The organism is Pseudomonas sp. Irchel 3H7, from assembly GCF_900187605.1.
Classification (GTDB): domain Bacteria; phylum Pseudomonadota; class Gammaproteobacteria; order Pseudomonadales; family Pseudomonadaceae; genus Aquipseudomonas.
In genome coordinates this window covers 175,002-201,137 of record NZ_FYEA01000008.1, presented here as the reverse complement: position 1 = coordinate 201,137, position 26,136 = coordinate 175,002, and the positions used below count along the sequence as shown (strand labels likewise).

Below are 26,136 nucleotides of genomic sequence, written 5' to 3'. Positions count from 1 at the left end.
CACAAAACCCAAGTCGGACACCCAATAAAAAACGGCCCTGAAAAAGGCCGTTCTACTCTGCATCAAAAACTCAAACCCGCAACGTCCGCGTCATGCGCAGCGCCAGCAAACTCCCGCCAACAATCACCCCCGCCAGCAGATACAACGCCGCATCCGTCGACCCCGTGCTGTCCTTGACCCAACCCACCAGATACGGACTGAGGAACCCGGCCATCTGCCCCATCGAGTTGATCAACGCCAGCCCACCGGCCGCAGCACCCGCACTCAACATCGCCGTCGGCACCGGCCAGAACATCGGCAGGCCAGTCAGCGCACCCATGGTGGCAATGGTCAGACCGAGAATCGCAATCGCCGGGTTAGCCGCGAAGTTCACCGCAATCACCAGACCGATCGCGCCCATCAGCATTGGCACCACCAAGTGCCAGCGACGCTCCTTGCGCAAGTCTGCCGAACGCCCGACCACCAGCATGAACACCGCCGCCAGCAAATACGGAATCGCACTCAGCCAGCCGATCACCAGGTTATCGCTGAAGCCGAGGTTCTTGATGATCGACGGCAGCCAGAAGTTGATCGCGTACACGCCACTCTGGATGCAGAAATAGATCAGGCCAAACGCCCAGATCGCCGGGTTCTTGAACACCGCCAGCAGCGAGTCGGACGTAGTCTTCGGCTTGTTCGCCAAATCTTCCGCCTGATCCGCTTCGAGCACGGCGCGCTCATGCGGGCTCAGCCATTTGGCGTTGGCGAAGCTGTCGCTCAGGAGAAAATAGGCGAGGGCGCCGAGAATGACGGTAGGAATGCCTTGCAGCAGAAACATCCACTGCCAGCCCGCCAAACCACCTTGCCCTGCGGCGAAGTGATTGAGAATCCAGCCAGAGAACGGACTACCGAGCAATCCGGAAACCGGGATCGCCGACATGAACAACGCCATGATCCGGCCACGGCGGAAGGTCGGGAACCACTGCGAGAGGTACAACACGACGCCCGGGAAGAACCCGGCTTCGGCCGCACCGGTGAACAGGCGCAGCGTGTAGAACTCGGTCGGGGTGGTGACGAACAACAGGCAGGTCGACAGCGCGCCCCAAGTGATCATCATTACCGCGATCCAGCGCCGTGGGCCGAATTTGGTCAACGCCAGATTGCTCGGCACGCCACACAGCACGTAGCCGATAAAGAAGATACCGGCCCCGAGGCCGTACACGGTTTCGCTGAATTTCAGCGCGTCGAGCATCTGCAGTTTGGCAAATCCAACGTTGACCCGGTCGAGGTAGTTGAACAAGTAGCAGATGAAAATGAAGGGGATCAAACGCAGGGTGATGCGTTTGTAGACGGCGTTTTTATCGTCATCGATGGTCTGGGTAGCTGCGGCGCTGTGCGACATAGCGGCTCTCTCTTTATTATGATTTTTTGCGATGCAAAGGGTAACGTTGATCGCCCCGAGAGTCTCGGTCACCTTTGGCCGGATTGTCTTTGTGCCTGAGCACAGGGTTTGCCACCAGACCCTGTGCGGGTGAACAACTGCCAGTGCCGAAATTTAAGGATTGCCGCCGTTATGTTCGAACTCGATCACGACCTCGCCCAGGACATCGTCGACCGGGCCATGGCCATTTTGCCCTACAACGTCAACGTCATGGACAGCCAGGGGCTGATCCTCGGCAGCGGCGAACCGGAGCGCATCAACACCCGTCACGAAGGCGCGCAACTGGTGCTGGCCAATGGTCGCGTGGTCGAGATCGACGCGCAGACGGCCGTGCATTTGAAGGGCGTACAACCGGGCATCAACCTGCCGCTGTTACTCGATCAGCGCTTGATCGGCGTGCTCGGCATTACCGGCGAACCGGAGCAACTGCGCACGTATGCGGAACTGGTGCGCATGACCGCCGAAATGCTCGTCGGCCAGCGCAATCAGCAGGCCGAACAGCAATGGCGGCGCCAGCGTTGTGATGATTTGCTCGCGCTGCTGTTGAGCGAGGCGGGTGACTCGCCGCGTCTGGTCGATGAAGCGCAGCAACTCGGGCTTAAACCGCAACTGACGCGGGTGCCGTATCTGTTCGAGCTGGGCCTTGAACATGGGCCGGGGCAAACCGTCGAGGCGTTGAGTGTCTGGCTGATGTCGCGTTATCCCGATAGCTGGTGCGTGAGTTCGGCGAAGTCATCGCTGCTGTGGTGTCGCCCGGCGAATCAGACCGTCGAGCACGACCGCTTACTGGAAAAACTCGACGGCCTCGGCTGGAAGATTCTGCGCATCGCCGTGGGCGGGCAGGCCGATGGACTGGCCGGGTTACGTCGGTGTTATCGGCGGGTTGGTGATTTGCTCGCCTATGGCCGGGAAGTGTTGCCGCACTCGCGATTGCTGACGCTGAACCGCTATCGCTTGCCGGTGATGTTGTGGCGGCATCGCAATGACGATGCGCTGGACGAATTGCTCAAGCCGCTGCGCAAGGTGATCGCCAAGGACGGCAACGGCCAGTTGCTGGCGACGCTGCGCAGTTGGTGCGAGCACGATGGTCAGAGTCAGGCGTGTGCCGATGCGTTGGGGATTCATCGCAACAGTTTGCGTTATCGGATGGAGCGGATTGCTGAACTGAGTGGGGTTGATCCGTTGCGGCTGGACGGGATGTTGGCGCTGTATCTTGGGGTGCAGCTATTACCCCAGACAGATCTGTCGGCATGAGGTGATTTTGAGGCCGCCATCGCTGGTAAGCCAGCTCCCACAAGGGTTGATGGTGTTCACTACATTTGTGTTCACCGACAATCCCTGTGGGAGCTGGCTTGCCAGCGATGGCGGCCGAACATTCACCGCCACTTTCCCTGTCTTTGTGAAAATGAACAATAAACGCCCCCGCCACTTGTGCAGCGGACCGGCGTCAACGCTCAGGCAGACTGGCAGCATGAGGGGCATTGCAACCGGAGAATTCGCATGAAGATCGTCATCGCCCCCGATTCGTTCAAGGACAGCCTCAGTGCCCAAGGCGTCGCCGAAGCCATTGCCCTCGGCCTTGCTCAGGTCTGGCCGCACGCGACCTTGGTCAAATGCCCAATGGCTGATGGTGGCGAAGGCACGGTCGAATCGATCCTTGCCGCGTGCGAAGGCGAGCTGCGCCGCACCCGCGTGCGCGGCCCTTTGGGCACAGCCGTCGACGCTGCATGGGGCTGGTTGCCGCACAACCACACCGCAATCATTGAAATGGCCGAGGCCAGCGGCTTGCAATTGGTACCGCTGGGGCAGCGCGATGCCTGCATCAGCAGCACTTTCGGTACCGGCGAACTGATTCGCGCAGCGCTGGATGCCGGCGCGCAACGGGTGATTCTGGCGATTGGTGGCAGCGCGACCAATGACGGCGGCGCCGGTGCGGTGCAAGCGTTGGGCGTGAAGTTGCTCGATGCGCAAGGACAGACGTTGGTACCCGGCGGCTTGGCCTTGGCGCAACTGGCGCGTGTCGATTTGAGCGAACTTGACCCGCGACTGGCGCACGTGCGCTTCGATATCGCAGCGGACGTCAATAACCCACTCTGCGGTCCGCACGGAGCTTCCGTGATTTTCGGCCCGCAGAAAGGTGCCTCACCGGCGCAAGTGCAGCAACTCGATCAGGCCTTGGGGCACTTCGCCGAACTGTGCGCACAAGCGTTGGGCAAAGACGTTCGTGATGAGCCGGGCAGCGGCGCGGCAGGTGGTTTGGGGTTTGCGGCCAAGGCCTTCCTCAGTGCGCAATTTCAAGCCGGGGTGGAAGTGGTTGCCGAACTGGTCGGCCTCGCCGAAGCCGTCAAAGGTGCCGATCTGGTGATCACCGGGGAAGGGCGCTTCGATGCCCAGACCTTGCGTGGCAAGACGCCGTTCGGCGTTGCGCGGATTGCCAAACGGCACGCCGTGCCGGTGATCGTCATCGCCGGAACGTTGGGCGAGGGTTACCAAGAACTCTACGATCACGGCATCGATGCAGCATTCGCCGTGACCAGCGGCCCGATGACGCTGGAGCAGGCCTGCGCCGAAGCACCGCGCCTGTTGCGCGAACGCGCGACGGACATCGCCCGTGTCTGGCAGCTCGCTATCGACCGCTGAGCCTGATCAGCTGCCGAAGGCTGTGATCTTTTGATACTGCTTTTAAACGTCAAAAGATCGCAGCCTCGTTCCACTCGACAGCTCCTACACAAAACAACCAACTGTGTTTCATTGCTGTAACACCCTGAAAAATAGTTGCTCTTGACCCGCAATCTTCCTAAAGCCTGGCCGATACAGCTAACAGGCGCGCACATAACTTCCTAAAACAGTGACGCCGGACTGGACCCGCCCCCCTCGGGCCAGTGATGACGCATGGACGCTCGTAGTTTCTATCTTTCGAGAGCTCAACTATGTCCCTGCGTAACCTGAATATCGCGCCCCGTGCCTTCCTCGGTTTTGCCTTTATCGCCTTGCTGGTGATCGTGCTCGGCGTGTTCGCCGTCAACCGCATGTCGATCATCCGTCAGGCGTCCGTCGAGATGGATTCGACGCAACTTCCCAGCGTGACGCAACTTGCCGTAGTGACAGAAAACGTCCTGCGTCTGCGGATTCTGTCGTTCCGCGTGCTGGTCAACCGCGAAGCGGCCGGGTTGCAGGAAGCGCAGACCCGCATCGGCGTTCTGGTCGACAAGGTTCGCGCCGCCCAGGCCAGTTACGCCGCACTGCCGGCCGGCCCGGAAGAGCGGGCGTTGTACCAGACCTTTGCGACCACGCTGGACAACTACCTGCAAGCGCAGAACCAGATGATGGAGCTGTCGCGCCAGGACAAACTCGACGAGATGCGCACCCTGATCAACACGCGGATCAAGGACGGCACCGACCAGATGGGCGAACAGCTCAACAAGCTGATAGCGATGAACGCCGCCGATGCAAAGACCGCTTCGATTCAGGCCGGCCAATATTATGACAGCGCCATCACCGGCATCATTATCGTCGCTGTTTTCGCAGCCGTTGCCACGGTGCTACTGGCTTGGCTGCTGACCCGCAGCATCGTCACGCCGCTGAACCGCGCCGTGCAGGCCGCGCAAACCATTGCTGACGGCAACCTCACCAAAGTCATCGAAATCGACGGCAAGGACGAAGCGACGCAGTTGCTGCAGGCGCTGGCCACCATGCAGAGCAACCTGCGCAAAACCATCGAGCAGATCGCCGGCTCCGCCACGCAACTGGGCGCCGCAGCCGAAGAACTCAGCGCGGTGACTGAAGAAGCCTCCCGTGGCCTGCAGCAGCAGAACAACGAAATCGAGCAAGCCGCCACCGCCGTCAACGAGATGACCGCCGCCGTCGAGGAAGTCGCGCGCAACGCCGTGTCGACCTCGGAAGCCTCGAACCAGTCGACCCACGCCGCCCGCGAAGGCCGCGATCAAGTAGTGAAAACCGTCGACGCCATCCAGACCATGACCCACGACGTGCAGAACACCGCGAACATGATCGAAGGTCTCGCCGCGCAGGGCCGTGACATCGGCAAAGTGCTCGATGTGATCCGCGCCATCGCCGAACAGACCAACCTGCTGGCGCTCAACGCGGCCATCGAAGCGGCCCGCGCCGGTGAGGCCGGGCGGGGGTTTGCAGTGGTGGCGGACGAAGTGCGCGCACTGGCTCATCGCACGGCGCAGTCGACCCAAGAGATTGAAAAAATGGTCGCCGGCATTCAGAACGGTACCGGCGAAGCGGTTTCGTCGATGCAGCAAAGCAACCAGCGCACCCAGACCACTCTGGAAATGGCCCGCGCGGCCGGCGTGGCGCTGGAGCAGATCACCCAATCAATCCACCAAATCAACGAGCGCAACCTGGTGATTGCCAGCGCCTCGGAAGAACAGGCGCAAGTGTCGCGCGAGGTCGACCGCAACCTGGTCAACATCCGCGATCTGGCCACGCAATCGGCTGCCGGGGCCAACCAGACCAGCGCCGCGACCCACGAACTGTCGCGTCTGGCGGTGGATTTGAACGCCATGGTGGCGCGTTTCGTGATTTGAGAAATACGGAATTGTCTGAAGTGGGCTGAAACAGGTTATTGCTTCAGCCCGTTTTGACAAATCGCTGTTTCAAGAAAGGTTTACTTTAATACTTTCGTAAGCTGAGAACGGTCCTTTATTTCCTGCACGATCTACAAGCCTGTAAAAAGCAAGTTTATCGCCTGAGCCATATGCACGGATAATTTCGCCACTCAGTTTGATAACAGTAGGTGAGCTCGAGTCATGCACCGCTGTAATGATGATAGGACTATTCGTAAGTGAGCCATAGTGAAATTCGATACTGTCGCAGGCTCGTTGCTGCAGATAGCGGGGAATGGTTACCAAAACTTCATCACCGTGTTCGACTAGATACTTCTGTGTAATCCCGTCACTGATGACCTCTTGCGGAAACTGTACAATTTCTCCAGGACTGCCGTAGTTTGGAGCTGTTACATCGATCGTAAAAGGCGTACTCTCTGACGTCTCTGGATTCCCTGCTGTATTCACTATGTATGAAACCTGGTGTACGCCTTCCTTTTGCAGGTAGTGCTCGGGGATATGGGCTGCAAATGGGAAAAGCGCTGGATCAATAGGCGTCACGAAATTAAAGTTTGCCACTCTCTCCCCGTTTAAGAGCAGTATCAATATTACGGGTACGTTTAGTGGATTATCTGAACCTGGCCATTTCTGAATCAATAATTGCAGGGGCGCTGCCAACGCACTCAATGGCAACAAGTTAATTTGACTGTCAGGGAAGTTTACTAACGCGGCGGGGATTGCCGGTGGGGCCAGTTCGTGAATTTCTTCATTAAGATTTGTCATCGTTTTAACGCTCCGTTGTTTCGATAAGAAAGACCTGCAAATGTTTCCGCAGGTTAATTAAGAGGGCGTTCTTGAAGTTGGTCTACTGTCAACTCTGACAGGTAGGCATCCGACCGGAAATCGAGCACAGTACGAAGTTTTTCTTCAAATCCATCTTGCGGACAAAACGGCTGGCGCGTTTCGTGATTTGAGATACGGTGAAGGCTGGAGACCGCGCCATCAGGAGACGTACATGCGCTATTCAGCCTTGACCCAACGAATCGCCGGGGAGGGAGCCGCTGCCTGGCAGATTCACGACCGAGCGCTGGAGTTGCGCGCCGAGGGTGTCGATATCCTGCTGCTGAGCATCGGCGATCCGGATTTCGATACACCTCTGCCAATTGTTCACGGCGCGATCGACAGTTTGTTGGCCGGCGATACCCATTATTCCGAAGTACGTGGCCGTTTGGCGCTGCGCACGCTGATTGCCGAACGCCATCGTCGGCGCAGCGGGCAAGCGGTGGATGCCGACCATGTGATCGTCATGCCTGGCGCGCAATGCGCGGTGTATTCAGTGGCGCAATGTCTGCTGGATCCAGGCGATGAAGTGATTGTCGCCGAACCGATGTACGTCACCTACGAAGGCGTGTTTGGCGCTTGCGGCGCGACAGTGGTGCCGGTGCCGGTGCGCCCGGAAAACGGCTTTCGCGTCGACCCGGCCGATGTCGCTGCGCGGATCACGCCGAAAACCCGCGCCATGCTGCTCAACAGTCCGAACAATCCCAGCGGCGCGAGCCTGTCACTGCTGATCTGGCAGGAACTGGCGGCGCTCTGCGTGCGGCATGACTTGTGGCTGATCAGCGACGAGGTCTACAGCGAACTGCTCTATGAAGGTCAGCACGTCAGCCCGGCGAGTTTGCCGGGCATGGCCGAGCGCACGGCGACAATCAACAGCCTGTCGAAATCCCACGCCATGACCGGCTGGCGCATCGGCTGGATGATCGGGCCGACATCGCTGGCCGAGCATTTAGTCAATTTGTCGCTGAGCATGCTGTTCGGCCTGCCGGACTTTGTGCAGAAGGCCGCAGAGATTGCGTTGCAGTCAGACCTGCCGGAAGTGACGCAAATGCGCGCGGAATATCGCCTGCGCCGGGATCTGGTCTGCGAACGTTTGCAGGGTTGTCCGGGGTTGTACCCGATTCGCCCGGATGGCGGCATGTTTGTGATGGTTGATGTGCGTCAGACCGGGCTGGGCGCCCAGGCGTTTGCCGAGCGGTTGCTGGAGGGTTATGGCGTGTCGGTGCTGGCCGGGGAAGCGTTCGGGCCGAGTGCGGCGGGGCATATTCGCATCGGGCTGGTGCTGGATCGGGTGAAACTGGCGGATGCCTGTGCGCGGATTGCGTTGTGTGCGGCGCAGCTTTTACAGGCGCGTAGTGCCTGATGGTTTTGTCTTGCCTGCACTGGCCCCATCGCTGGCAAGCCAGCTCCCACAGTGATTTGAGGTGGACATGATATTTGTGTCCGCTCGAGAACCCTGTGGGAGCTGGCTTGCCAGCGATTGGGCCAGAACAGGCACTGAAGGTCTCAGCCCTGCCAGGCCGATGGATTCACCAGATTCGCCGGCTTCTCTCCCTTCAACGCCGCCAACAGATTCTCCACCGCACAGCGCGCCATCGCTTCGCGCGTCTCATGCGTCGCCGAGCCCATGTGCGGTGTCGCCACCACATTATTCAGTTGCAACAGCGGCGAATCATGGTTCAGCGGCTCACGCTCAAACACATCCAGCCCCGCTGCACGAATCCGTTGATGACGCAGCGCCTCAATCATCGCCGCCTCATCGACCACCTTGCCCCGCGAGATATTGATAAAGATGCTTTCCGGGCGCATCAGTGCGAACTGCTCGGCGCCGATCAAGCCTTCGGTCTGCGCCGTCAACGGCAAGGTCAGGCAAATGAAATCGGCTTGCTGGAGCAGATCTTCGAGGCTGCGGTATTGCGCATCAAATCGCGCCTCGACCGCCGGTTTGCGCGACTGGCTGTGATAGATCACCGGCATGCCGAAACCGAAATGCCCACGCTGGGCCAACGCCTCGCCGATGCGGCCCATGCCGATAATCCCCAGCGTCTTGCCATGTACATCGGTGCCGAAATGCGCCGGGCCGATGTTGCGGCTCCATTGGCCGCTGCGCACCATGTTCGCCAGTTCCACCACACGCCGGGCAGCCGCGAGGATCAGCGCGAAACCGGTGTCGGCGGTGGTTTCGGTAAGCACGTCCGGGGTGTTGCTCAGGAGGATCTTGCGCCGGGTCAGGTAATCGATGTCGTAGTTGTCGACGCCCACCGAGACGCTGGCGATGGCTTGCAGTTGCGGCGCCAGATCCAATAACGCCGCATCAAGTTTCAGGCTGGCGCCGAGCAAACCGTGGGCGCGGGGCAGGGCGTCGCGCAGTTGCATGAGACCGTCGGCGTCGAGGCTGTCGATCAGCGTCACTTCGCACTGCTCTTGCAGACGCGCCATCAGCGCGGGCGAAAGTTTCTTGTACAACACGACCTGTTTTTTCATGGCAAAAGTCTCTTCAGGAATGCGCTGGCACGGCACGCGTGGCAACGGCTTTGGCAACGACGCGATCACTGGCGCCGGGCTTGAGAAAAATAGTCAGCACCACCGACAGCAGCAGCGCGCCGCTCATCAGCAGGTACGAAGCGCCGGGCGAACCGGTGGAGCTGTTCAAGTAACCGACCAGATACGAGCCGCCGAACGAACCGAGCGCGCCCATGCTGTTGATCAGCGCCATCGCGCCACCGGCAACGTTGGCCGGGAGAATCTCCGGGACGATGGCAAAGAACGGCCCGTAAGGTGCGTACATGCACGCGCCGGCAATCACCAGCAGCGTGTACGACCACCAGAAGTGTTCGGCACCCAGTGCGTAAGAACCGTAAAACGCAATGGACGCGATCAGCAGCGGCGGCCAGACAAAACGTTTGCGCTTCTGCAACTTGTCCGAACCCCACGACACCACAAGCATGCCGATCACCGCCGCCAGATACGGCAGCGCCGACAACCAGCCGGCCTCGATCATGTCCATTTGCGCGCCAGCCTTGAGGATCGACGGCAGCCACAGCACAAAGCCGTAAACGCCGATGCTCCAGCAGAAAAACTGCAGCGCGAGAATGATCACCTTCGGCGAACGGAACGCCTCGGCGTAGTTCTTCACCGCTTTGATGCCGACCTGTTCGGCAGCGAGTGCGCTTTCCAGATCGTGCTTTTCCTGATCATTGAGCCACTTCGCCTGAGCCGGACGATCATCGGCCAGACGCCACCAGATAAACGCCCACAGCACCGCCGGCAGGCCTTCGATGATGAACATCCAGCGCCAACTGAAATGCTGCACCAGATAACCCGAAACCACTGACATCCACAGCATGGTCACCGGGTTGCCGAGGATCAGAAAAGTGTTGGCCCGCGAGCGTTCGGCACGGGTGAACCAGTGGCACAGGTAGACCAGCATTGCCGGCATGACAGCGGCTTCGACGACACCGAGCATGAAGCGGATGACGATCAGCCAATAGGCATTGGAGACCACGCCGGTCAACGTGGCGAGACCGCCCCAGAGAATCAGGCTGACGAAAATCAGTTTCTTCACGCTGTGCTTTTGCGCGTAGATCGCACCGGGCACCTGGAAAAAAAAGTAACCGAGGAAGAACAGTGCACCGAGCAGCGATGACAGGCCCGGGGTAATCATCAGGTCTTCGGCCATGCCCGAGGCGGCGGCAAAACCGTAGTTGGCGCGATCGAGATACGCCAGGCTGTAGGTGATGAACACGATCGGCATGATGTACCACCAGCGGCGGGTGGCGAGGGTTGCGGTTTTCATGGGTCTTGCTCCTGAGCTTGTTGTTTTTGTCGCAGCAGGTTCAATAAATCGGTTGCCTGTCAGGGCCTCATCGCTGGCAAGCCAGCTCCCACAGGGATCTCGGGTATGTCAAAGATTGCATTTCCACCACCAACCCTTGTGGGAGCTGGCTTGCCAGCGATGGCGGCCTCAAATTCGCTGAAGAGTTCGGCCCGGGTCGGAAGGCCCTCCATATCCCCGCGACTCTGCACCGCCCGACTGCCAATCCAGTTCGCGCGCTGCACCGCCTCGGCAAAACCCTGATGCTCCAGCAGGGCGCTGATCATCCCCACCGCAAAGCCGTCACCGGCACCGACCGTGTCGACGACATTGGACACCGGCACACCCGCGACAAAACCCTGATCCAGATGCGTTCGGTAATACGCACCCTGCGGGCCAAGTTTGATCGCCACCGCTTCGGCACCTTGATCGAGATAAAACGCAGCAATGTCCGCCGGGTCTTCGAAACCGGTCAGCAAACGGCCTTCACTCAAACCCGGCAGCACCCAATGGGCGAGGGCGGCGAGGCGGTTGATCTCGGTGATCATTTCGCGCTCGCTGGCCCACAGGCTTGGGCGCAGATTGGGGTCGAAGGACACGCTGCGCCCGGCATTGCGCATGCGCGTCATCAGTTCAAAGGACATCTCCCGCGTCGAGGCTGAGAGCGCCGGTGGGATGCCCGTGGCATGCAGATGACGAGCGCTCAGCAGATTGGTCGTAATCGACTGCGGCGACAAATGACTGGCCGCCGAACCGCGCCGGAAATACTCGACCTGCGGATCGCTGCCATCGTCATTGCGGGACTTGAACTGGAAACCGGTCGGGTGTTGTTTATCGACATCGACATGGCTGCAATCCAGGCCTTCCTTGATCAAGGTCTGCACCACAAAGCGCCCGAGCGAATCGTTACCGACGCGGCTCAGCCATGCGACGTTGAAACCCAGACGCGAAAGCCCGATGGCGACATTGCTGTCAGCCCCGGCGATGCGCTTGTGGAAGTGCTCGACGGCGGCCAGATCACCGGTCTGCTCAGCGACCAGCATCGCCATGGTTTCACCGAACGAGAGAATATCGATCTCAGACATGAGCAGGCTCCAGACGCGATTGGCCGAGGCGGGCGAGGGCGGCGACGTGCTCGGTGGTCAGTTGCACCAGATCATCGCCCTGCAACGGATATTCGGCGGCGCGCATAACGCCTTGGGCCATGTGCCGCAACAGTTGTTCCCATAGATGCAGGTCACTGACGGCCGGCGGCACCGCCACCAGTTTGCCGTCGGCGCGACGGGCCACGGCTTTGCAGTGCACATAACCGACATGCCGGCCGAGCAGGCGAGCGGCGCTGGTGGCGGACTGGTCCTGCCACTGCCAGTTGCCGATGTCGAAAGTCATTTTGATCGGCAGATTGTGCTGCTCGACGGCAGCGAAGAAGCGCTGAAACGGTTCGATGCGTCCGCCGTGCAAGGTCTGGTCGTTTTCCACCAGCAACTGCACCGGGCTGAGCTTCAAGCGTTCGGCCAGGGCTTGCAGATCGTTGGTGTCGGTGAAGTAGCCGAGAGAAACCTTGAGCCACTTTGAGCCGAATGCTTCGGCCTGTTGCAGCGCGGTGATCAACTCGGGATTAGGCTGCGCCTGCCCGGCCAGCCACAGTTCGGTGGGCGAGGAATAAATGCTTAGCAAGCCCTGCGCCTGCGTGGCCTGCGCCAAGTGCGCAGGGTCTTCGCGCGTCAGCAGCTCTTCGCGCCATTCGATGCGATTGGCCCCGGCGGCGGCCAGAACATCGATGAAAGCGTCCTGCCCGCGCTGACGCACAAGCTCGGCGCCGTAGCTGGACAGACTGATGGAAACGGCGGGTTTATTCATTGTTATTGACCTCTGAAACCGGTTTCATTTTTGTTCAAAAAAATATCAGGTGTTTCTGTGTTGTCCTTTCGGACGCCTTCGCGAGCAGGCTCACTCCTACATTTGGAATGCGTTCCCCCCTGTAGGAGTGAGCCTGCTCGCGATAGCGTCAGCTCAAACACCGCTAACCCCCAAGGTAGACCCACGCTCAACCAGCACCGGCGCAAAATCCACCACCCGCGCCACCTCGTCATCCCCGCGCAAACGCTTGAGCAAACACTCAAACGCCCGCGCGCCTATCTCTGCCGTCGGCTGAGCCAGCGCGGTAATCCCGCTGCCCACCAACGGATACCAATCCAGATCATCCAGGGCAATCAGCCCGACATCCTCGAACAATCGAACACCCAATACTCGTAACGCCGACGTGGCCGCCAACGCTGCCACACCATTGGCGCAAAACAGCGCTTTCGGGCCATTGCCGGGTGTGTTTAAAAAAGTTTGAAGTTGTGCGTTCAGTTCATCGCCGGTTTCCAGCACCGCCCCGGCCAGGTTCGAGCGCTGAGCAATCTGCGCCTGAAAACTGCTGACCCGTTCGATCCGTGAACTGGTGCCGTCATACGGCTCAGTGACCAGCACCAGATCCCGATAACCGCGCTGCTCCAAATGCGCCAGCGCCATCTCCACCGCTTGGGGGTTGTTCAACCCAACCATGTCGCTGTCCAGTCCGTCGACCTTGCGATCCACCAGCACCAGCGGCATCTCCCGGCGCAGCTCGTGCAGTTCGTCACGGTGATGGCCAAGGGTGTTCACGATCAACCCTTCGATGTTGTACGAGCGCAACAGGGCCAGGTGCTGGCGTTCCTGCTCGTCATCGCGGTCGGTGTTGCACACCACCAGGCTGTAGCCGTGCGCTCGGCAGGCGGTTTCCACCCCGTGCATCACGGCAATCGAATAAGGGTTACGAATATCGGCCACCAACATGCCGATCAGGCGCGTACGTCCGCGTTTCAGACCACGGGCCATTTGGTTAGGGCGATAGCCGAGTTCGGCAATGGCTTGCTCGATGCGCAGGGCAATGGCATCGGAGAGCAGGGCGCGATCATCGCCAATGAAGCGCGAGACGCTGGCCTTGGACACGCCTGCGCGCTCGGCGACGTCGAGCATGGTCACGCGGCTGCGCTGGGCGGTTGAGAAGTCGTTCATTAATGAACCTTGTTGTTATAGGAATGCGCTGAAACCGGTTTCAGGAGATCCGATTTGCAGGAAAGTCGTCAAGCGATTTTATCTTCTGATAGGCCGATATTCCGACAGACGGTCGAAATACCTGTCAGATATGACAGTAGGCAAGAAGTCTGACACGACGTTTAATCGGACCGAGGCTTTTCATTAATTCCAAAAGACATCAAGGGGCTTTGACGTATGTCTAACCGAGGGCCGCTAAACTTTAATCCACCGAGAGTCATCGGTGTAGAAGATGCCGATATTGACCCGGACGGATATATCCCGCTGGATTTGTTACTGGCAGGAATCGACGTGGTCATTCCCCTGTGGCCCAGTTACGCAACGCTGCCTGATGATAGGGATATTTTAACGGTTTACTTTGATCAGCCAGGGCAGCCGCTGTTCAAGATCGAAAATACCTACACAGCAGCGGACATCCAGCCAGAATTTATTATTCGTATCGATGCGAGCTTTCTGCAGGTTAACGGCGTTGGTCAGTTGCGCTACGAGGTTTTGGATACTGCGGATCAACTCTCAAAGTCAGATCCTCGCAATCTTACAATTGATCACACCCCTATTCCACGTGATCTCGATGAGCCGGATTGCCCCGATAAAGATTTCTACGGATATCTGAACTGCGACACAGATCCACCTTTATGGGAGGGCGTTAGAGTATCTGTTCCCCCCTTGTCGGGATTCAAAACTGGAGATCGAGTTGAGTTGCTTTGGAGAGGTTATCCAAGTTTAAACGGAAGTAATGTGGAGTACGTTAGAGCTCGCAAGAAAAGCATCCGTTTTCCACTGAGCGAGAATGATATAAAAAACGGGTACTCGCTAGTGATCGAGCCTTACGATGTTCATATAAAACCCATGGTGGAGAACTCTTCAGCGGTCGTTCAGTATCGGGTTTTTCGCGGCCGGAGACTCGTTGGAGTCTCCAAAGTCAGAGTAGTTAAAATTGATCGAATAGTTACTGGCGAGGAATTTCCATGCGGGCCGTAAAGTATGGAGCGAAAGTGGTAAGTGATAAATGTGGGATAACCAAGAGATTAGAAAGATTTCCTGATATGCAAACGTATGGAGAGAACCATGAACGCTATAGTTAAAAAGGCACACCTGTCCAGGCTGGCGGCGCTTAAAGCAAGGTCCACCGTGCATAACGCTATTGATGCGGATCCGCCATTGGCTGTTACATTCCCTGCGCAAACACTAGCTCCTGATTTGCGCATCCCGATTGCTTCTCTTAACGGTGATTTGGAATATGTGGTACCAAAGCCGGTAATTGAGGACGACGATGATTCATTTCAACCACAGATTCGAATAGCAGGTACGACGACGTGGCTGGACGTTGTTGATCCAGCGGATCCAGACTCTCCGTATATTATTCCCGGTGCGGTCACTGGTCGAGACTGGACGGTGCCCTACAAGATTCGACGCAGCTTGTTTAGAGAGGAGCTTACACCCGAAGCGCCTACCCAATGGGAGTTCCGATATATTTTCTTTGCTGGCGGTATTAATGATGTCGCATCCAGTACCGCTACCTTCGCCATCGATCTTACACCGCCCTACAGAGTAAAAACCCCGCCCTCCGACCGAACCCCCGGAGCGCCTACATGGCCTACCGATTTAGGGCCGAGTGTTCCCATTGATGAAGCCTACCTCGAAGGCAAAACCCATATCATCGTCAAGCCCGTGATTCCCGCAAACTACGAGGCAACTGACGTTTACAGATTTTTCTTCGGGCCTGCGCCGGATCCCGGCCGCGATACTCCCGTATTTAATGATGTACTGTCGGCGGCTCGGGAAGCTGCAATTGAAGTCAAAGTGTTTGTCGATGCCACTGATGGGCCTAATCAGCTTATTTATGTGTCCAAAGATCTGCCGGGAAATGAAGGACGCCGATCAAACTTCAGTCAGCGTACCGTTCAACATGCCAAGGATCCCGATCCCGATACGGTGGTACCACCGATTGTCACGCTGGCAAATGGTACCGATGGCGACAACTTGATCGATCTTGCAGACACTCAGTTTGATCCTCAAGGTGTGGAGTTCAAGGTCAAAGTGCCTACTCCCAATGCTCCAGCGGATACGATTGCCGGCTACTGGGGGGGGCAACAGGTAGGCACCGAACAGCGCGTGGGTGCCAATACCGAACTGACGTTTTACGCCCCCTATGATCTGGTCAAGCAGGTATACGGCGATACCGATGGCATCGTTAAAACCGATGTCAGTTTTAAGATGTTTCGTGGTATCCGTACGTTGGCTGACTCAAACGTTGAAATCGATGTTGATATTTCATATATCGGTCCGGATCCAATAACCATTGGTCTGGAGGCGCCAACGCTGAAGACAACTGCGGGTACTGACAACGCAATCGAGGAGGGTGATTACGGAGATAACGCCATTACTGCGACTATCAAACTTTTTGCTGCCCCCGCGACAGAAGAAGGTTGGCTGATCGATCTGTTTTATGACGACATCCAGATTGGCGACCCCATTGCGTTAACAACAGGTCAAGAGGGCACGGACATAACTCGTGTCATTCCGTGGTCTGTTATTCAACAGCAGGAAAGTGGGTCCAAGGTTCTACGGTATACCCTCTACACTCCGGGCTCGAACAACCCAACTCCGTCGAGACCGAGGGATATCCCGGTCGAGCCATTCCCGATTGAAATGGCTGCGCCGGTAATATTGGGGCTGGCGGGGTCGGTAAGAAGGATTGGATGCTCCACCTTGAACTTCCCTACGGAGACTGTCCCAAATGATGGTACCGCGAGACGAAATTTGCTCGTTCGTGTATTGCCCAATACGTATACGGTCGATGGTGAAACCATTACTTTGAAGTATCAGGCATTTGAACGGGCGGACCCGACGAAACCTATTCCCGATACTGAAGCAACGGCGACTTACCCAATCTCGGGGACATTTCCTACCGGTGGTGCGCTAATCAATATTGGTGATTACGAGGAAGATTTCAAACCGGCTCATATGCAACTTGCCAAGGTGACTTATTCCATTTCCCGCGGGGGAGCTGGTAATAATCCGACACCAGACTCGCTGCCTGCTGAGAACACACTGGATCTGGATGACAGTCAAGGTCGTTTTTGTGAGGAATTTATTCCCGTTCCAAATCCATAATGGGTGATTGTGGGGGGCGTGATCTCAAAGTTTGTGACCGCCTCCCCCGGTTACTGACATCTGGTATTCAATTTTCTAGCCAGAATGAGATTTCGCCAACTAACTGAGGATAAGTCCTACATAAATTTATGAGTCTTCTCTATAGCCTTGCGCCCCTCCAGGAATGGCTACGACTGCCATTTCACCAGTCAGACAGCAGGTATTCACTATGCGGGGTAAGTCATTGTCGGGTCCAGGCCGTTCGCGGCGTTACATAGTTTTGAGCCCTTCGTTGTTGGCAATTTTGAGTGCCTGCGCCAGCGCGGCTCCGGTCGTGGGTCGCGAGGAAACGGTAAACGGTGGCACGCCGGAACGATGGGACCTTTCCCAGAGCGCCACGCTGACGGTCAACGGCGCGCAAACGCTGTCCATCAACTCTGAAAATTCCACGTTGATCGTGAATCCTGGTAGCACAACGCAGCAGATATCGGCTCGCGAAGGGTCAACGGTCAATCTGAGCAATGCGACCGTTTCGGCTACCGGGGGCTTGGCGGCGGTCTTTTTAAGTAGCTCTCAAGCGACGATCGACAGCAGTTCGATTACCGGAAATCGTGTGGGACTCCAAGTGGTTCGCGATGCCAATACACAGGACGGCTCCAGTGTTTCTGTTACCAATGGCACGAAGATCACTGGTGTGACCGGGGGAGCGTTGGTCAGTGCCTTCAGCGTCCTGAACCTCAGCGATTCCGACCTTCTCGGGACCGGAGCCAGCAGCTACGGACTTCGGCTGAATAGCGGTAAAGCGACGGCCCGAAACAGCTCTATCATTGGTGGTCGGGAAGGCGTCGTCATCGATTCCGATCTCAACAAGGTTCAACCGGCGACGTTGAATCTTGAGAACACTACAGTGCAAGGCAAAACCGGCGCTGCCATTCTGGTCAACTTTGCTAACACCACGGATTCCACAGCGGCCATTACGTTGACCAACTCGCGCTTGCTCGCCGGCAACGGCACCTTACTGGATGTCCGAGGCGGGGCGGATGCCTCGCTGGTGGTCAACGACAGTACGCTCAATGGTGACATCGTCACGGAGCAGGGCAGCACCACAAACTTGACTCTGCAAAACAACTCGAAGCTGACGGGCCAATTGCAAAATGTGGCCAGCGCCACGATCAATGACAGTTCCCAGTGGGTACTGACGGGTAATAGCAGTATCGACCAGTTGAGCCTGAACAACGGTGGCTCGGTGGTCTTCGGGGCTACCGACGCCTTTTATCAACTCAACGTAACGTCCTTGTCTGGCAATGGCCGTTTTGTGATGGGCACCAACTTCACCACGGGTGAAACGGATGTGTTGAATGTCACGGGCACCGCCCAAGGGACACATGAACTGCTGATTGCCAGCAGTGGTCTTGACCCTGCTAGCGGACAACCTGTCCGCGTGGTGCAAACCGCAGGCGGCGACGCTCGGTTTTTCATGAGCCGTGATGTCGATCTGGGGACGTATTCCTATGGTCTGGCGAAAAGTGGCAACGACTGGATACTCGATCCCAGCACGCGGACCATCAGTCCTGGGGCTCGCTCAGTGCTCGCTCTGTTCAACACGGCCTCAACGGTATGGCTGGGCGAGTTGACCTCATTGCGCACGCGTATGGGCGAATTGCGCTTCAATGGTGGTCAATCCGGCGCGTGGGGGCGTACTTACACCAACAAGTACAACATCGCCGATGGCTCGGGTGTTGGCTATCAGCAACGCCAGAGCGGGTTTACTTTAGGAGCGGATGCGCCGCTGCCGGTGGGTGACGGGCAGTGGTTGGTCGGGGTGATGGCAGGCCAGAGTCAATCCGACCTCGATCTTGACGCAGGCACCTCCGGGAGCGTGGACAGCTACTATGTGGGTGGCTACTTGACCTGGCTGGATGCGCAAACCGGTTATTACTTTGATGGAGTATTGAAGGCCAACCGCTTCAATAATGATGCCAAGGTGGGGCTGAGTGATGGAACGCGGGCCAAGGGTGATTACGACAATTCCGGGGTCGGTGGTTCGGTGGAAATCGGTAAACACATCAGTCTTGCTGACGGAAACTTCCTGGAGCCCTACACGCAATGGTCTGCAGTGGTCATTGAGGGCAAGGATTATTCCTTGAGTAATGACCTGCAGGCAGAGGGTGATCGAACTCGTTCATTCATCGGTAAAGTGGGTGTCACTGCCGGTCGAAATATCGAACTGGATCAGGGGCGGACTGTACAGCCTTATATTCGACTTGCCTGGGCACATGAGTTTGCAAAGAACAATGAAGTCCAGGTGAATAACAATGTGTTCAACAATGACCTGTCCGGCTCTCGTGGGGAACTGGGTGCTGGCGTCGCTGTAGCGATAGCCAGAAGTTTCAGCGTGCATGCCGATTTCGAGTACAGCAACGGCCGGTACTTTGAGCAGCCCTTGGGTGCCAACATCGGAATTCGCTATATTTGGTAAACGAGGCAATAAAAAAGGAAGCAAAAGCTTCCTTTTTTTTGTTTGCCGGCATTATGGTTATGCGGCGATCGACCGATATCCACGCAACTTCACGATGTCTCCCTTTGCTGAGAATCTAACCTCCAAGGTTAGTTCTTTCTCCACATCGTCGTCTCGATTCTCCACCACGACGTTGTTCAAGTTCCCGGAAAGAGTAGCGGAATCAGGATCATAAGCGATGATGGCTGCCCCCGAACGCTGAGTATAAGTTACAGGCTTGGCTGGATCGCTGTTGTCGACAAATGTCAGGCGAACCTCATGGGATGTTGGTGTCAGTTCGTAGCTGTCATTCGGCAGGTTTTTGGAGAAGGACAGGGTGATTTCTTTGGTTGTAAAGTCCGTTTTACGCTGACGGGCAAACATTACGTAGGCCTCACCGTGCGGCAGCGGGAAGGTTTGCTCGGAGAGTTCAACCAGGCTTGCTTCAAACTGTTCTACGGCGTTGATTGTCCCTACACACTCACCTGTGCCGATTGCATTTCTACGTTTGAGAATTTTATTGATCATTTTTGCGGTCTCCATGTCATGACGAGATATCCCGTGATTAAAGGAAACTTTCGGGATGAGCTATCAGAGCGCTAATGAGGCCAACTGTAAACTGTCAGACTTGACAGTTTACAGTTGGCCAGAAGTGTGATTTCCGAAATTTGGTTATTGGCGAAGGTTAGTTTTGATGGGGAACGTGATTTAAACGGTTCAGGCTCCCGATCATCAGGTTAGCGGATCTACGCCGCCCGCTTGGAAGGACAGTCTCGGTGGACAATAAAATAATCAGCCAAACAGTCCTGCCGCGATATTGATTGAAAATCCCAAAATAGCCGTGTTGAACACAAATCCGATCAGTGATTGCGCCAAAACGATTTTGCGAATATCCCGTGTCGCCACGCCGACATCTGCTGTCTGCACCGCCACGCCGATGGTGAACGAGAAATACAGGAAGTCCCAATAGTTGGGCGTGGTCAGCCCTTCGGCGAAGCGCAACGCCGGTTCCTTGCCGTCCCAGGTGTAATACAACCTTGCGTAATGCACGCAGAAAATCACCCCGATCAGCAGCCACGAACCAATTACCGTCAGCGCGGTGAAACCGTAATGAAGGAGCTTGCGCGTGGTTTCCAGGTCCTTGCTGCCAGCCAGCTCGAAGGTGATGGTCGCCAAACTCGCCAGCGCGGCGATGCACACCACGAACAGCACCAGCCCGGCATTTTCGTCTTCGACTTCAGCGATGCGTTTGACGTCCGGGGCCTTGGCGCGCACGGTCAGCCAGAACATCAGGATCAGGTAAGTCCAGACGCCAGCGTTCCAGCCGATGAGGATTTTGCTGACGATGGAATCGGCGGGGACCAGGAGACCGGTGGCAAGGCCGAGGAGGGCGGCGGCAGACAGGCGAGGGTGGGTGCGGGCGAGGAAGCGCATGGGGACTCACGTTGGTGAACTGTCTCTGCACCATAGCGTACGCAACCCTGCTTTTGTAGGAGCTGCCGAAGGCTGCGATCTTTTGATCTTCTAAAAGCAAAGTCAAAAGATCGCAGCCTGCGGCAGCTCCTGCAGTTTGGATCAGTGGGGTTTGGTGAATCGTTGTACGAGTTTCATGACCACGACGAAGAAGACCGGCACGAAGATCACCGCCAGCGTTGCGGTAATCATCCCGCCGATCACGCCAGTACCGATCGCCTGTTGGCTCGCCGAGCTGGCGCCGGTGGCAATGGCCAATGGCACCACGCCAAGAATGAACGCCAGCGACGTCATCACGATCGGCCGCAGACGCAAACGCGCCGCCTGCAATGTTGCATCGATCAGGTCGTGACCTTCGTCATACAGGCTCTTGGCGAACTCGATGATCAGGATCGCGTTCTTCGCCGACAGACCGATGATGGTGATCAGGCCAACCTTGAAGAACACATCATTGGGCATCCCGCGCAACGTCACCGCCAGTACCGCGCCGAGCACACCCAGCGGCACCACCAGCAACACCGAAGTCGGAATCGACCAGCTCTCGTACAGCGCCGCCAGACACAGGAACACCACCAGCAGCGACAGACCGAGCAGGATCGGCGCCTGATTGCCAGACAAGCGTTCCTGCAACGACAGGCCGGTCCATTCCTGACCCAGACCTTTCGGCCCCTGTGCAACGAGACGTTCGATTTCCGCCATGGCTTCGCCGGTACTGTGCCCCGGTGACGGTTCACCGGAAATCGCAATCGCCGGATAGCCGTTGTAACGGGTCAACTGCGCCGGGCCCTGAATCCAGTTGGCCTGTACGAATGCAGACAGCGGCACCATGTGCCCGGCGTTGTTGCGCACGTGCATTTTCAGCAGATCGGCCACCTGGCTACGTTGATCACCTTCGGCTTGCACGACGACGCGCTGCATGCGCCCCTGATTGGGGAAGTCGTTGATGTAGCTGGAACCGACGGCAGTGGACAGCACGTTGCCAATGTCGGCGAACGAGACGCCCAGGGCATTGGCCTGTTTACGATCCACGACCAATTGCACCTGCGGCGCTTCGGCCAGTGCGCTTTCACGCACGTTCATCAGCACTTTGCTCTTCTCGGCGGCCGCGAGCAGTTCAGTTCGCGCCTGCATCAAGGTCGCATGGCCAAGACCACCGCGATCCTGCAAGCGGAACTCGAACCCGCTGGACGTGCCGAGGCCATCCACGGGCGGTGGCAGTACCGAGAACGCCATGGCGTCCTTGATTTCACTCAGCGCGATGTTGGCGCGATCGGCAATCGAGCTGGCGGAATCATCACTGCCACGCTGTGACCAGTCCTTCAGCGTCGAGAATGCCAAAGCCGCGTTCTGGCCACTACCGGAGAAGCTGAAACCGAGAATCACCACACTGTCACTGATCCCTGGCTCGCCGGCGTTATGCGCCTCAAGCTGTTCAGCCACCGCCACCGTACGATTCTTGGTGGCGCCGGGCGGCAGTTGAATGTCGGTGATGGTGTAACCCTGATCTTCCACCGGCAGGAACGAAGAGGGCAGGCGCGCGAAGCACAGACCCAACCCGATCAGCAGCACCACGTAGATCAGCAGATAACGACCGCTGCGTTTCAGCGCATAGCCGACCCAGCCCTGATAACGATCGGTCAGGCGCTCGAAGCGGCGGTTGAACCAGCCGAAGAACCCGGACTTTTCATGATGCTCACCCTTGGCAATCGGCTTGAGCAGTGTCGCGCACAGTGCCGGCGTGAGGGTCAGGGCGAGGAACGCCGAGAACAGAATCGACGTCGCCATCGATAGCGAGAACTGCTGGTAAATCACCCCGACCGAACCTTGCATGAACGCCATCGGAATAAACACCGCGACCAGCACCAGGGTGATGCCGATGATCGCGCCGGTGATCTGCGTCATCGCCTTGCGCGTGGCTTCCTTGGGCGACAGGCCCTCGGTGGCCATGATCCGTTCGACGTTCTCCACCACGACAATCGCGTCGTCGACCAGAATGCCGATGGCCAGCACCATGCCGAACATGGTCAGCACGTTGATCGAGAAGCCCAGCGCGAGCATGGTCGCGAATGTACCCATCAACGCCACTGGCACCACCAGTGTCGGGATCAGCGTGTAACGCACGTTCTGCAGGAACAGGAACATCACCGCGAACACCAGCAACATCGCTTCGCCCAAGGTGTAAACCACTTTGGTGATCGAGACTTTGACGAACGGCGAGGTGTCGTACGGAATCTTGTATTCCACGCCCGCCGGGAAGTAGCGCGCCAGCTCATCCATCTTCGCCCGCACCAGGGTCGCGGTGTTCAGCGCATTGGCACCGGGCGACAGCTGCACGCCGACAGCGGTGGACGGCTTGCCATTGAGGCGCGTGCCGAACTGATATTCCTGGCTGCCAATTTCGACCCGCGCGACGTCACCGATGCGCACGGTCGAGCCGTCGCGATTGGCTTTCAGCACGATGTCGGCGAACTCTTGCGGCGTCGACAACTGACCCTTTACCAGAATGGTCGCGGTGATTTCCTGGTTCGACGGATTGGGCAGGTCGCCGATGCTGCCGGCGGAGACCTGAGCGTTTTGCGCGACGATGGCTTCATTGACGTCAGCCGGCGTCAGGTTGAAAGCGATCAGCTTCTGCGGATCGATCCAGATGCGCATGGCCCGCTCGGCGCCATACAACTGCGCCTTGCCGACGCCCTCCAGACGCTTGATCTCGTTCATCACGTTGCGCGCCAGATAATCACTGAGCGCCACGTCATCGAGCTTGCCGTCGCTGGACGTCAGGGTGATCAGCAAGAGAAAACCGGACGAAACTTTTTCGACCTGCAGACCTTGCTGATTCACCGCTTGCGGCAAGCGCGACTCGACCACTTTCAGACGGTTTTGCACGTCAACCTGCGCCAGCTCCGGGTTGGTGCCCGGCTGGAACGTGGCTTTGATCGTCGCGCTGCCGAGGCTGCTCTGCGATTCGAAGTACAGCAGATGATCAGCGCCGTTGAGCTCTTCCTCGATCAGGCTGACCACACTTTCATCGACGGTCTGCGCCGAGGCGCCGGGATACACGGCGTAGATTTCGATCTGCGGCGGGGCGACGTCGGGGTATTGCGCCACCGGCAACTGCGGGATGGCCAGCGCACCGGCCAACAGGATGAACAACGCGACGACCCAGGCAAACACCGGGCGGTCGATAAAGAACTGCGGCATAGAAAAGCGTCCTGCTTACTGACCAGAGGTCTGGGCAAGTGGAAGAGGGGTGTCGTCGATCTGCACGGTTTCGCCGGGACGGGCATGTTGCAGGCCTTCGATGACGATGCGGTCGCCGGGCTTGAGGCCGCCGGTGACGATCCAGCGATTGTTCTGCACCGCGCCCAGTTGCACCGGTTGCTCGGCGACGCGCATTTGCTCATCGACGGTCAGCACTTGGGCAATGCCGGCGCTGTCGCGCTGCACGGCGCGTTGCGGCACGGTGATGCCGTTCTGAATGGTTGCCTGCTCGAGACGCACGCGAATGAAACTGCCCGGCAGCAAATCCAGGTCCGGGTTGGGGAATTCGCTGCGCAGGATGATCTGACCAGTGCCCGGGTCGACGGTGATGTCGCTGAACAGCAGCTTGCCCGGCAGCGGATACAGGCTGCCGTCATCCTGAATCAGCGTGGCTTTGACCTGATCCTGACCGACTTCCTGCAACTGCCCGGAGCGGAACGCGCGGCGCAGTTCGTTGAGTTCACGGGTCGATTGGGTGAGGTCGGCGTGAATCGGGTTGAGCTGCTGGATCAGCGCCAGTGGTGTGGTTTCGTTCTGCCCGACCAGTGCGCCTTCGGTGACCAGTGCACGACCGACACGCCCGGAAATCGGCGCGGTGACGGTGGCGTAACCGAGGTTCAGTTTTGCGCGTTCGACGGCAGCCTTGTTGGCCGCAACGTCAGCGGCGGTTTGCCGGGCATTGGCGCGGGCGTTGTCGTAGTCCTGGCCGCTAATGGCTTGGTCGTCGATCAACTGGGCATAGCGCTGCTCTTGCAGTTTGGCCTGGAACGCATTGGCCTCGGCCTTGCGCAGCGCGGCTTCGGCGCTGTCGAGGTCAGCCTTGAACGGTGCCGGGTCGATGCGGAACAGCACGTCGCCCTTTTTCACGTCGCTGCCTTCGCGGAAGGTGCGCTGCAAGACCACTCCGGCCACCCGTGCGCGCACTTCGGCAATTCGCGGCGCGGCGATGCGGCCGCTGAGTTCGCTGCTGAGCGTCAGGGGATGCGCTTCGATCGTCTCGATGCGCACCGTGGCCGGTGGCGTCTGATCCTCTGCCTTCGAGGACGAATCACAGGCGCTCAGTGTCAGCGCCATCGCGATCAGGCCGAGCCCGGCCAGCAGTTTGTTCGACATGTACAACCCCCAATATTGATGTCCGCATCCTACGGGCAGACGCCGAGATTAGCGGTGAAGCTTTGTAGGCGCTGTGTGAAATTGTGTAAGGGTTTTGCTCAGGGATGGGCGAGGGCGTATATCCTTCAGGTCTTGAAATTTATTGCGACAGATAGACAGCTTTCGCGAGCAGGCTCGCTCCCACAAGGAATCGCATTCCAAGTGTGGGAGCGAGCCTGCTCGCGAATGGGCCTTATCAGTCGCCACAGCACTTTCTGGATCACCCATGCCCAACATCCTCCTGGTCGAAGACGACACCGCCCTCGCCGAACTGATTTCCAGCTACCTGGAGCGCAACGGTTATTCCGTCAGCGTGATCGGCCGTGGTGACCACGTGCGCGAACGGGCGCGGGTCAATCCGCCGGATCTGGTGATTCTCGACCTGATGCTGCCCGGCCTCGACGGCCTGCAAGTCTGCCGTTTACTGCGTGCCGATTCAGCGACATTGCCGATCCTGATGCTCACCGCCCGCGACGACAGCCACGATCAGGTTCTGGGCCTGGAAATGGGCGCCGACGATTACGTCACCAAACCTTGCGAACCGCGCGTGTTGCTGGCACGGGTGCGCACCCTGTTGCGCCGCAGCAGTCTCGGCGAACCGCTGACCGCCAATGACCGCATCCTCATGGGCAATCTGTGCATCGACCTGTCCGAGCGCACCGTGACCTGGCGTGATCAACCGGTCGAGTTGTCCAGCGGTGAGTACAACCTGCTCGTGGTCCTGGCCCGTCACGCCGGCGAAGTGTTAAGCCGCGACCAGATCCTGCAGCGTCTGCGCGGGATCGAATTCAACGGCACCGATCGCTCGGTGGACGTGGCGATCTCCAAGTTGCGCCGCAAGTTCGACGACCACGCCGGCGAAGCGCGCAAGATCAAGACCGTGTGGGGCAAGGGCTATTTGTTCAGCCGTTCCGAGTGGGAATGCTGA

Annotated in this window: 19 protein-coding genes; 8 read left to right on the top strand and 11 right to left on the bottom strand. The window is 58.1% G+C overall.

What is annotated here, in order from left to right:
* Nucleotides 1-70: 70 nt before the first annotated feature.
* A complete protein-coding gene (locus CKW38_RS16985; RefSeq protein WP_095113333.1) occupies nt 71-1,381 on the bottom strand; it encodes an MFS transporter in 1,311 nt (436 codons plus the stop codon).
* 171 nt (nt 1,382-1,552) lie between these two features.
* Between CKW38_RS16985 and CKW38_RS16980 the strand changes: the two genes are divergently transcribed.
* The 3 genes from CKW38_RS16980 to CKW38_RS16970 all read left to right on the top strand — a co-directional run bounded on the left by CKW38_RS16980 (nt 1,553) and on the right by CKW38_RS16970 (nt 5,976).
* Nucleotides 1,553-2,674, top strand: coding sequence for a sugar diacid recognition domain-containing protein (locus CKW38_RS16980; RefSeq protein WP_095113332.1), 1,122 nt, complete (start codon nt 1,553-1,555; stop codon nt 2,672-2,674).
* Nucleotides 2,675-2,920: 246 nt separating this feature from the next.
* On the top strand, nt 2,921-4,060 hold the full coding sequence (locus tag CKW38_RS16975; RefSeq protein WP_095113331.1) for a glycerate kinase: 1,140 nt from the start codon (nt 2,921-2,923) through the stop codon (nt 4,058-4,060).
* A 290-nt stretch (nt 4,061-4,350) separates the two neighbouring features.
* Nucleotides 4,351-5,976, top strand: a complete 1,626-nt coding sequence (locus tag CKW38_RS16970) for a methyl-accepting chemotaxis protein (RefSeq protein ID WP_095113330.1) — start codon at nt 4,351-4,353, stop codon at nt 5,974-5,976.
* Nucleotides 5,977-6,045: 69 nt separating this feature from the next.
* Here CKW38_RS16970 and CKW38_RS16965 read toward each other — a convergent pair whose 3' ends face one another.
* The gene (locus tag CKW38_RS16965; RefSeq protein ID WP_095113329.1) at nt 6,046-6,777 is read right to left on the bottom strand and encodes a hypothetical protein; all 732 of its coding nucleotides are present in this window, start codon (nt 6,775-6,777) and stop codon (nt 6,046-6,048) included.
* A 232-nt stretch (nt 6,778-7,009) separates the two neighbouring features.
* On the opposite strand from CKW38_RS16965, the gene CKW38_RS16960 reads away from it, so the two are divergent.
* Entirely contained in the window at nt 7,010-8,197 is a 1,188-nt protein-coding gene (locus tag CKW38_RS16960; protein ID WP_095113328.1) for a pyridoxal phosphate-dependent aminotransferase, read from the top strand.
* Between the two features lie 143 nt (nt 8,198-8,340).
* On the opposite strand, the gene CKW38_RS16955 is transcribed toward CKW38_RS16960, so the two are convergent.
* The 5 genes from CKW38_RS16955 to CKW38_RS16935 all read right to left on the bottom strand — a co-directional run bounded on the left by CKW38_RS16955 (nt 8,341) and on the right by CKW38_RS16935 (nt 13,690).
* Nucleotides 8,341-9,318: a D-glycerate dehydrogenase gene (locus CKW38_RS16955; RefSeq protein ID WP_095113327.1), complete on the bottom strand. Its 978-nt coding sequence runs from the start codon at nt 9,316-9,318 to the stop codon at nt 8,341-8,343.
* 13 nt (nt 9,319-9,331) lie between these two features.
* Nucleotides 9,332-10,630: an MFS transporter gene (locus CKW38_RS16950; protein ID WP_038368553.1), complete on the bottom strand. Its 1,299-nt coding sequence runs from the start codon at nt 10,628-10,630 to the stop codon at nt 9,332-9,334.
* A gap of 59 nt (nt 10,631-10,689) precedes the next feature.
* Complete coding sequence (locus CKW38_RS16945) at nt 10,690-11,733, bottom strand: sugar kinase (protein ID WP_095113326.1); 1,044 nt, start codon at nt 11,731-11,733, stop codon at nt 10,690-10,692.
* Nucleotides 11,726-12,508 (bottom strand): sugar phosphate isomerase/epimerase, encoded by a 783-nt coding sequence (locus CKW38_RS16940; RefSeq protein ID WP_095113325.1) that lies wholly within the window; start codon nt 12,506-12,508, stop codon nt 11,726-11,728. The genes CKW38_RS16945 and CKW38_RS16940 overlap by 8 nt, the downstream gene beginning before the upstream one ends.
* Before the next feature lie 153 nt (nt 12,509-12,661).
* Complete coding sequence (locus CKW38_RS16935) at nt 12,662-13,690, bottom strand: LacI family DNA-binding transcriptional regulator (protein ID WP_095113324.1); 1,029 nt, start codon at nt 13,688-13,690, stop codon at nt 12,662-12,664.
* A gap of 216 nt (nt 13,691-13,906) precedes the next feature.
* Between CKW38_RS16935 and CKW38_RS16930 the strand changes: the two genes are divergently transcribed.
* The 3 genes from CKW38_RS16930 (at nt 13,907) to CKW38_RS16920 (ending at nt 19,304) form a co-directional block, all read left to right on the top strand.
* Nucleotides 13,907-14,710, top strand: a complete 804-nt coding sequence (locus tag CKW38_RS16930; protein ID WP_095113323.1) for a hypothetical protein — start codon at nt 13,907-13,909, stop codon at nt 14,708-14,710.
* 87 nt (nt 14,711-14,797) lie between these two features.
* Nucleotides 14,798-16,846, top strand: a complete 2,049-nt coding sequence (locus CKW38_RS16925) for a hypothetical protein (protein WP_095113322.1) — start codon at nt 14,798-14,800, stop codon at nt 16,844-16,846.
* A gap of 208 nt (nt 16,847-17,054) precedes the next feature.
* Complete coding sequence (locus CKW38_RS16920; protein ID WP_095113321.1) at nt 17,055-19,304, top strand: autotransporter outer membrane beta-barrel domain-containing protein; 2,250 nt, start codon at nt 17,055-17,057, stop codon at nt 19,302-19,304.
* 57 nt (nt 19,305-19,361) lie between these two features.
* On the opposite strand, the gene CKW38_RS16915 is transcribed toward CKW38_RS16920, so the two are convergent.
* From CKW38_RS16915 to CKW38_RS16900, 4 genes are all read right to left on the bottom strand, one after another.
* Nucleotides 19,362-19,850, bottom strand: coding sequence for a hypothetical protein (locus CKW38_RS16915; protein WP_095113320.1), 489 nt, complete (start codon nt 19,848-19,850; stop codon nt 19,362-19,364).
* 264 nt (nt 19,851-20,114) lie between these two features.
* The gene (locus CKW38_RS16910) at nt 20,115-20,756 is read right to left on the bottom strand and encodes a DUF1345 domain-containing protein (protein ID WP_095113319.1); all 642 of its coding nucleotides are present in this window, start codon (nt 20,754-20,756) and stop codon (nt 20,115-20,117) included.
* Nucleotides 20,757-20,897: 141 nt separating this feature from the next.
* Nucleotides 20,898-23,996 carry an efflux RND transporter permease subunit gene (locus tag CKW38_RS16905; protein WP_007912175.1) on the bottom strand — a complete coding sequence of 1,033 codons (3,099 nt, stop codon included), beginning with the start codon at nt 23,994-23,996 and terminating at the stop codon, nt 20,898-20,900.
* A gap of 15 nt (nt 23,997-24,011) precedes the next feature.
* A complete protein-coding gene (locus CKW38_RS16900; RefSeq protein ID WP_007912173.1) occupies nt 24,012-25,169 on the bottom strand; it encodes an efflux RND transporter periplasmic adaptor subunit in 1,158 nt (385 codons plus the stop codon).
* Nucleotides 25,170-25,434: 265 nt separating this feature from the next.
* On the opposite strand from CKW38_RS16900, the gene CKW38_RS16895 reads away from it, so the two are divergent.
* Complete coding sequence (locus CKW38_RS16895) at nt 25,435-26,136, top strand: response regulator transcription factor (protein ID WP_007912171.1); 702 nt, start codon at nt 25,435-25,437, stop codon at nt 26,134-26,136.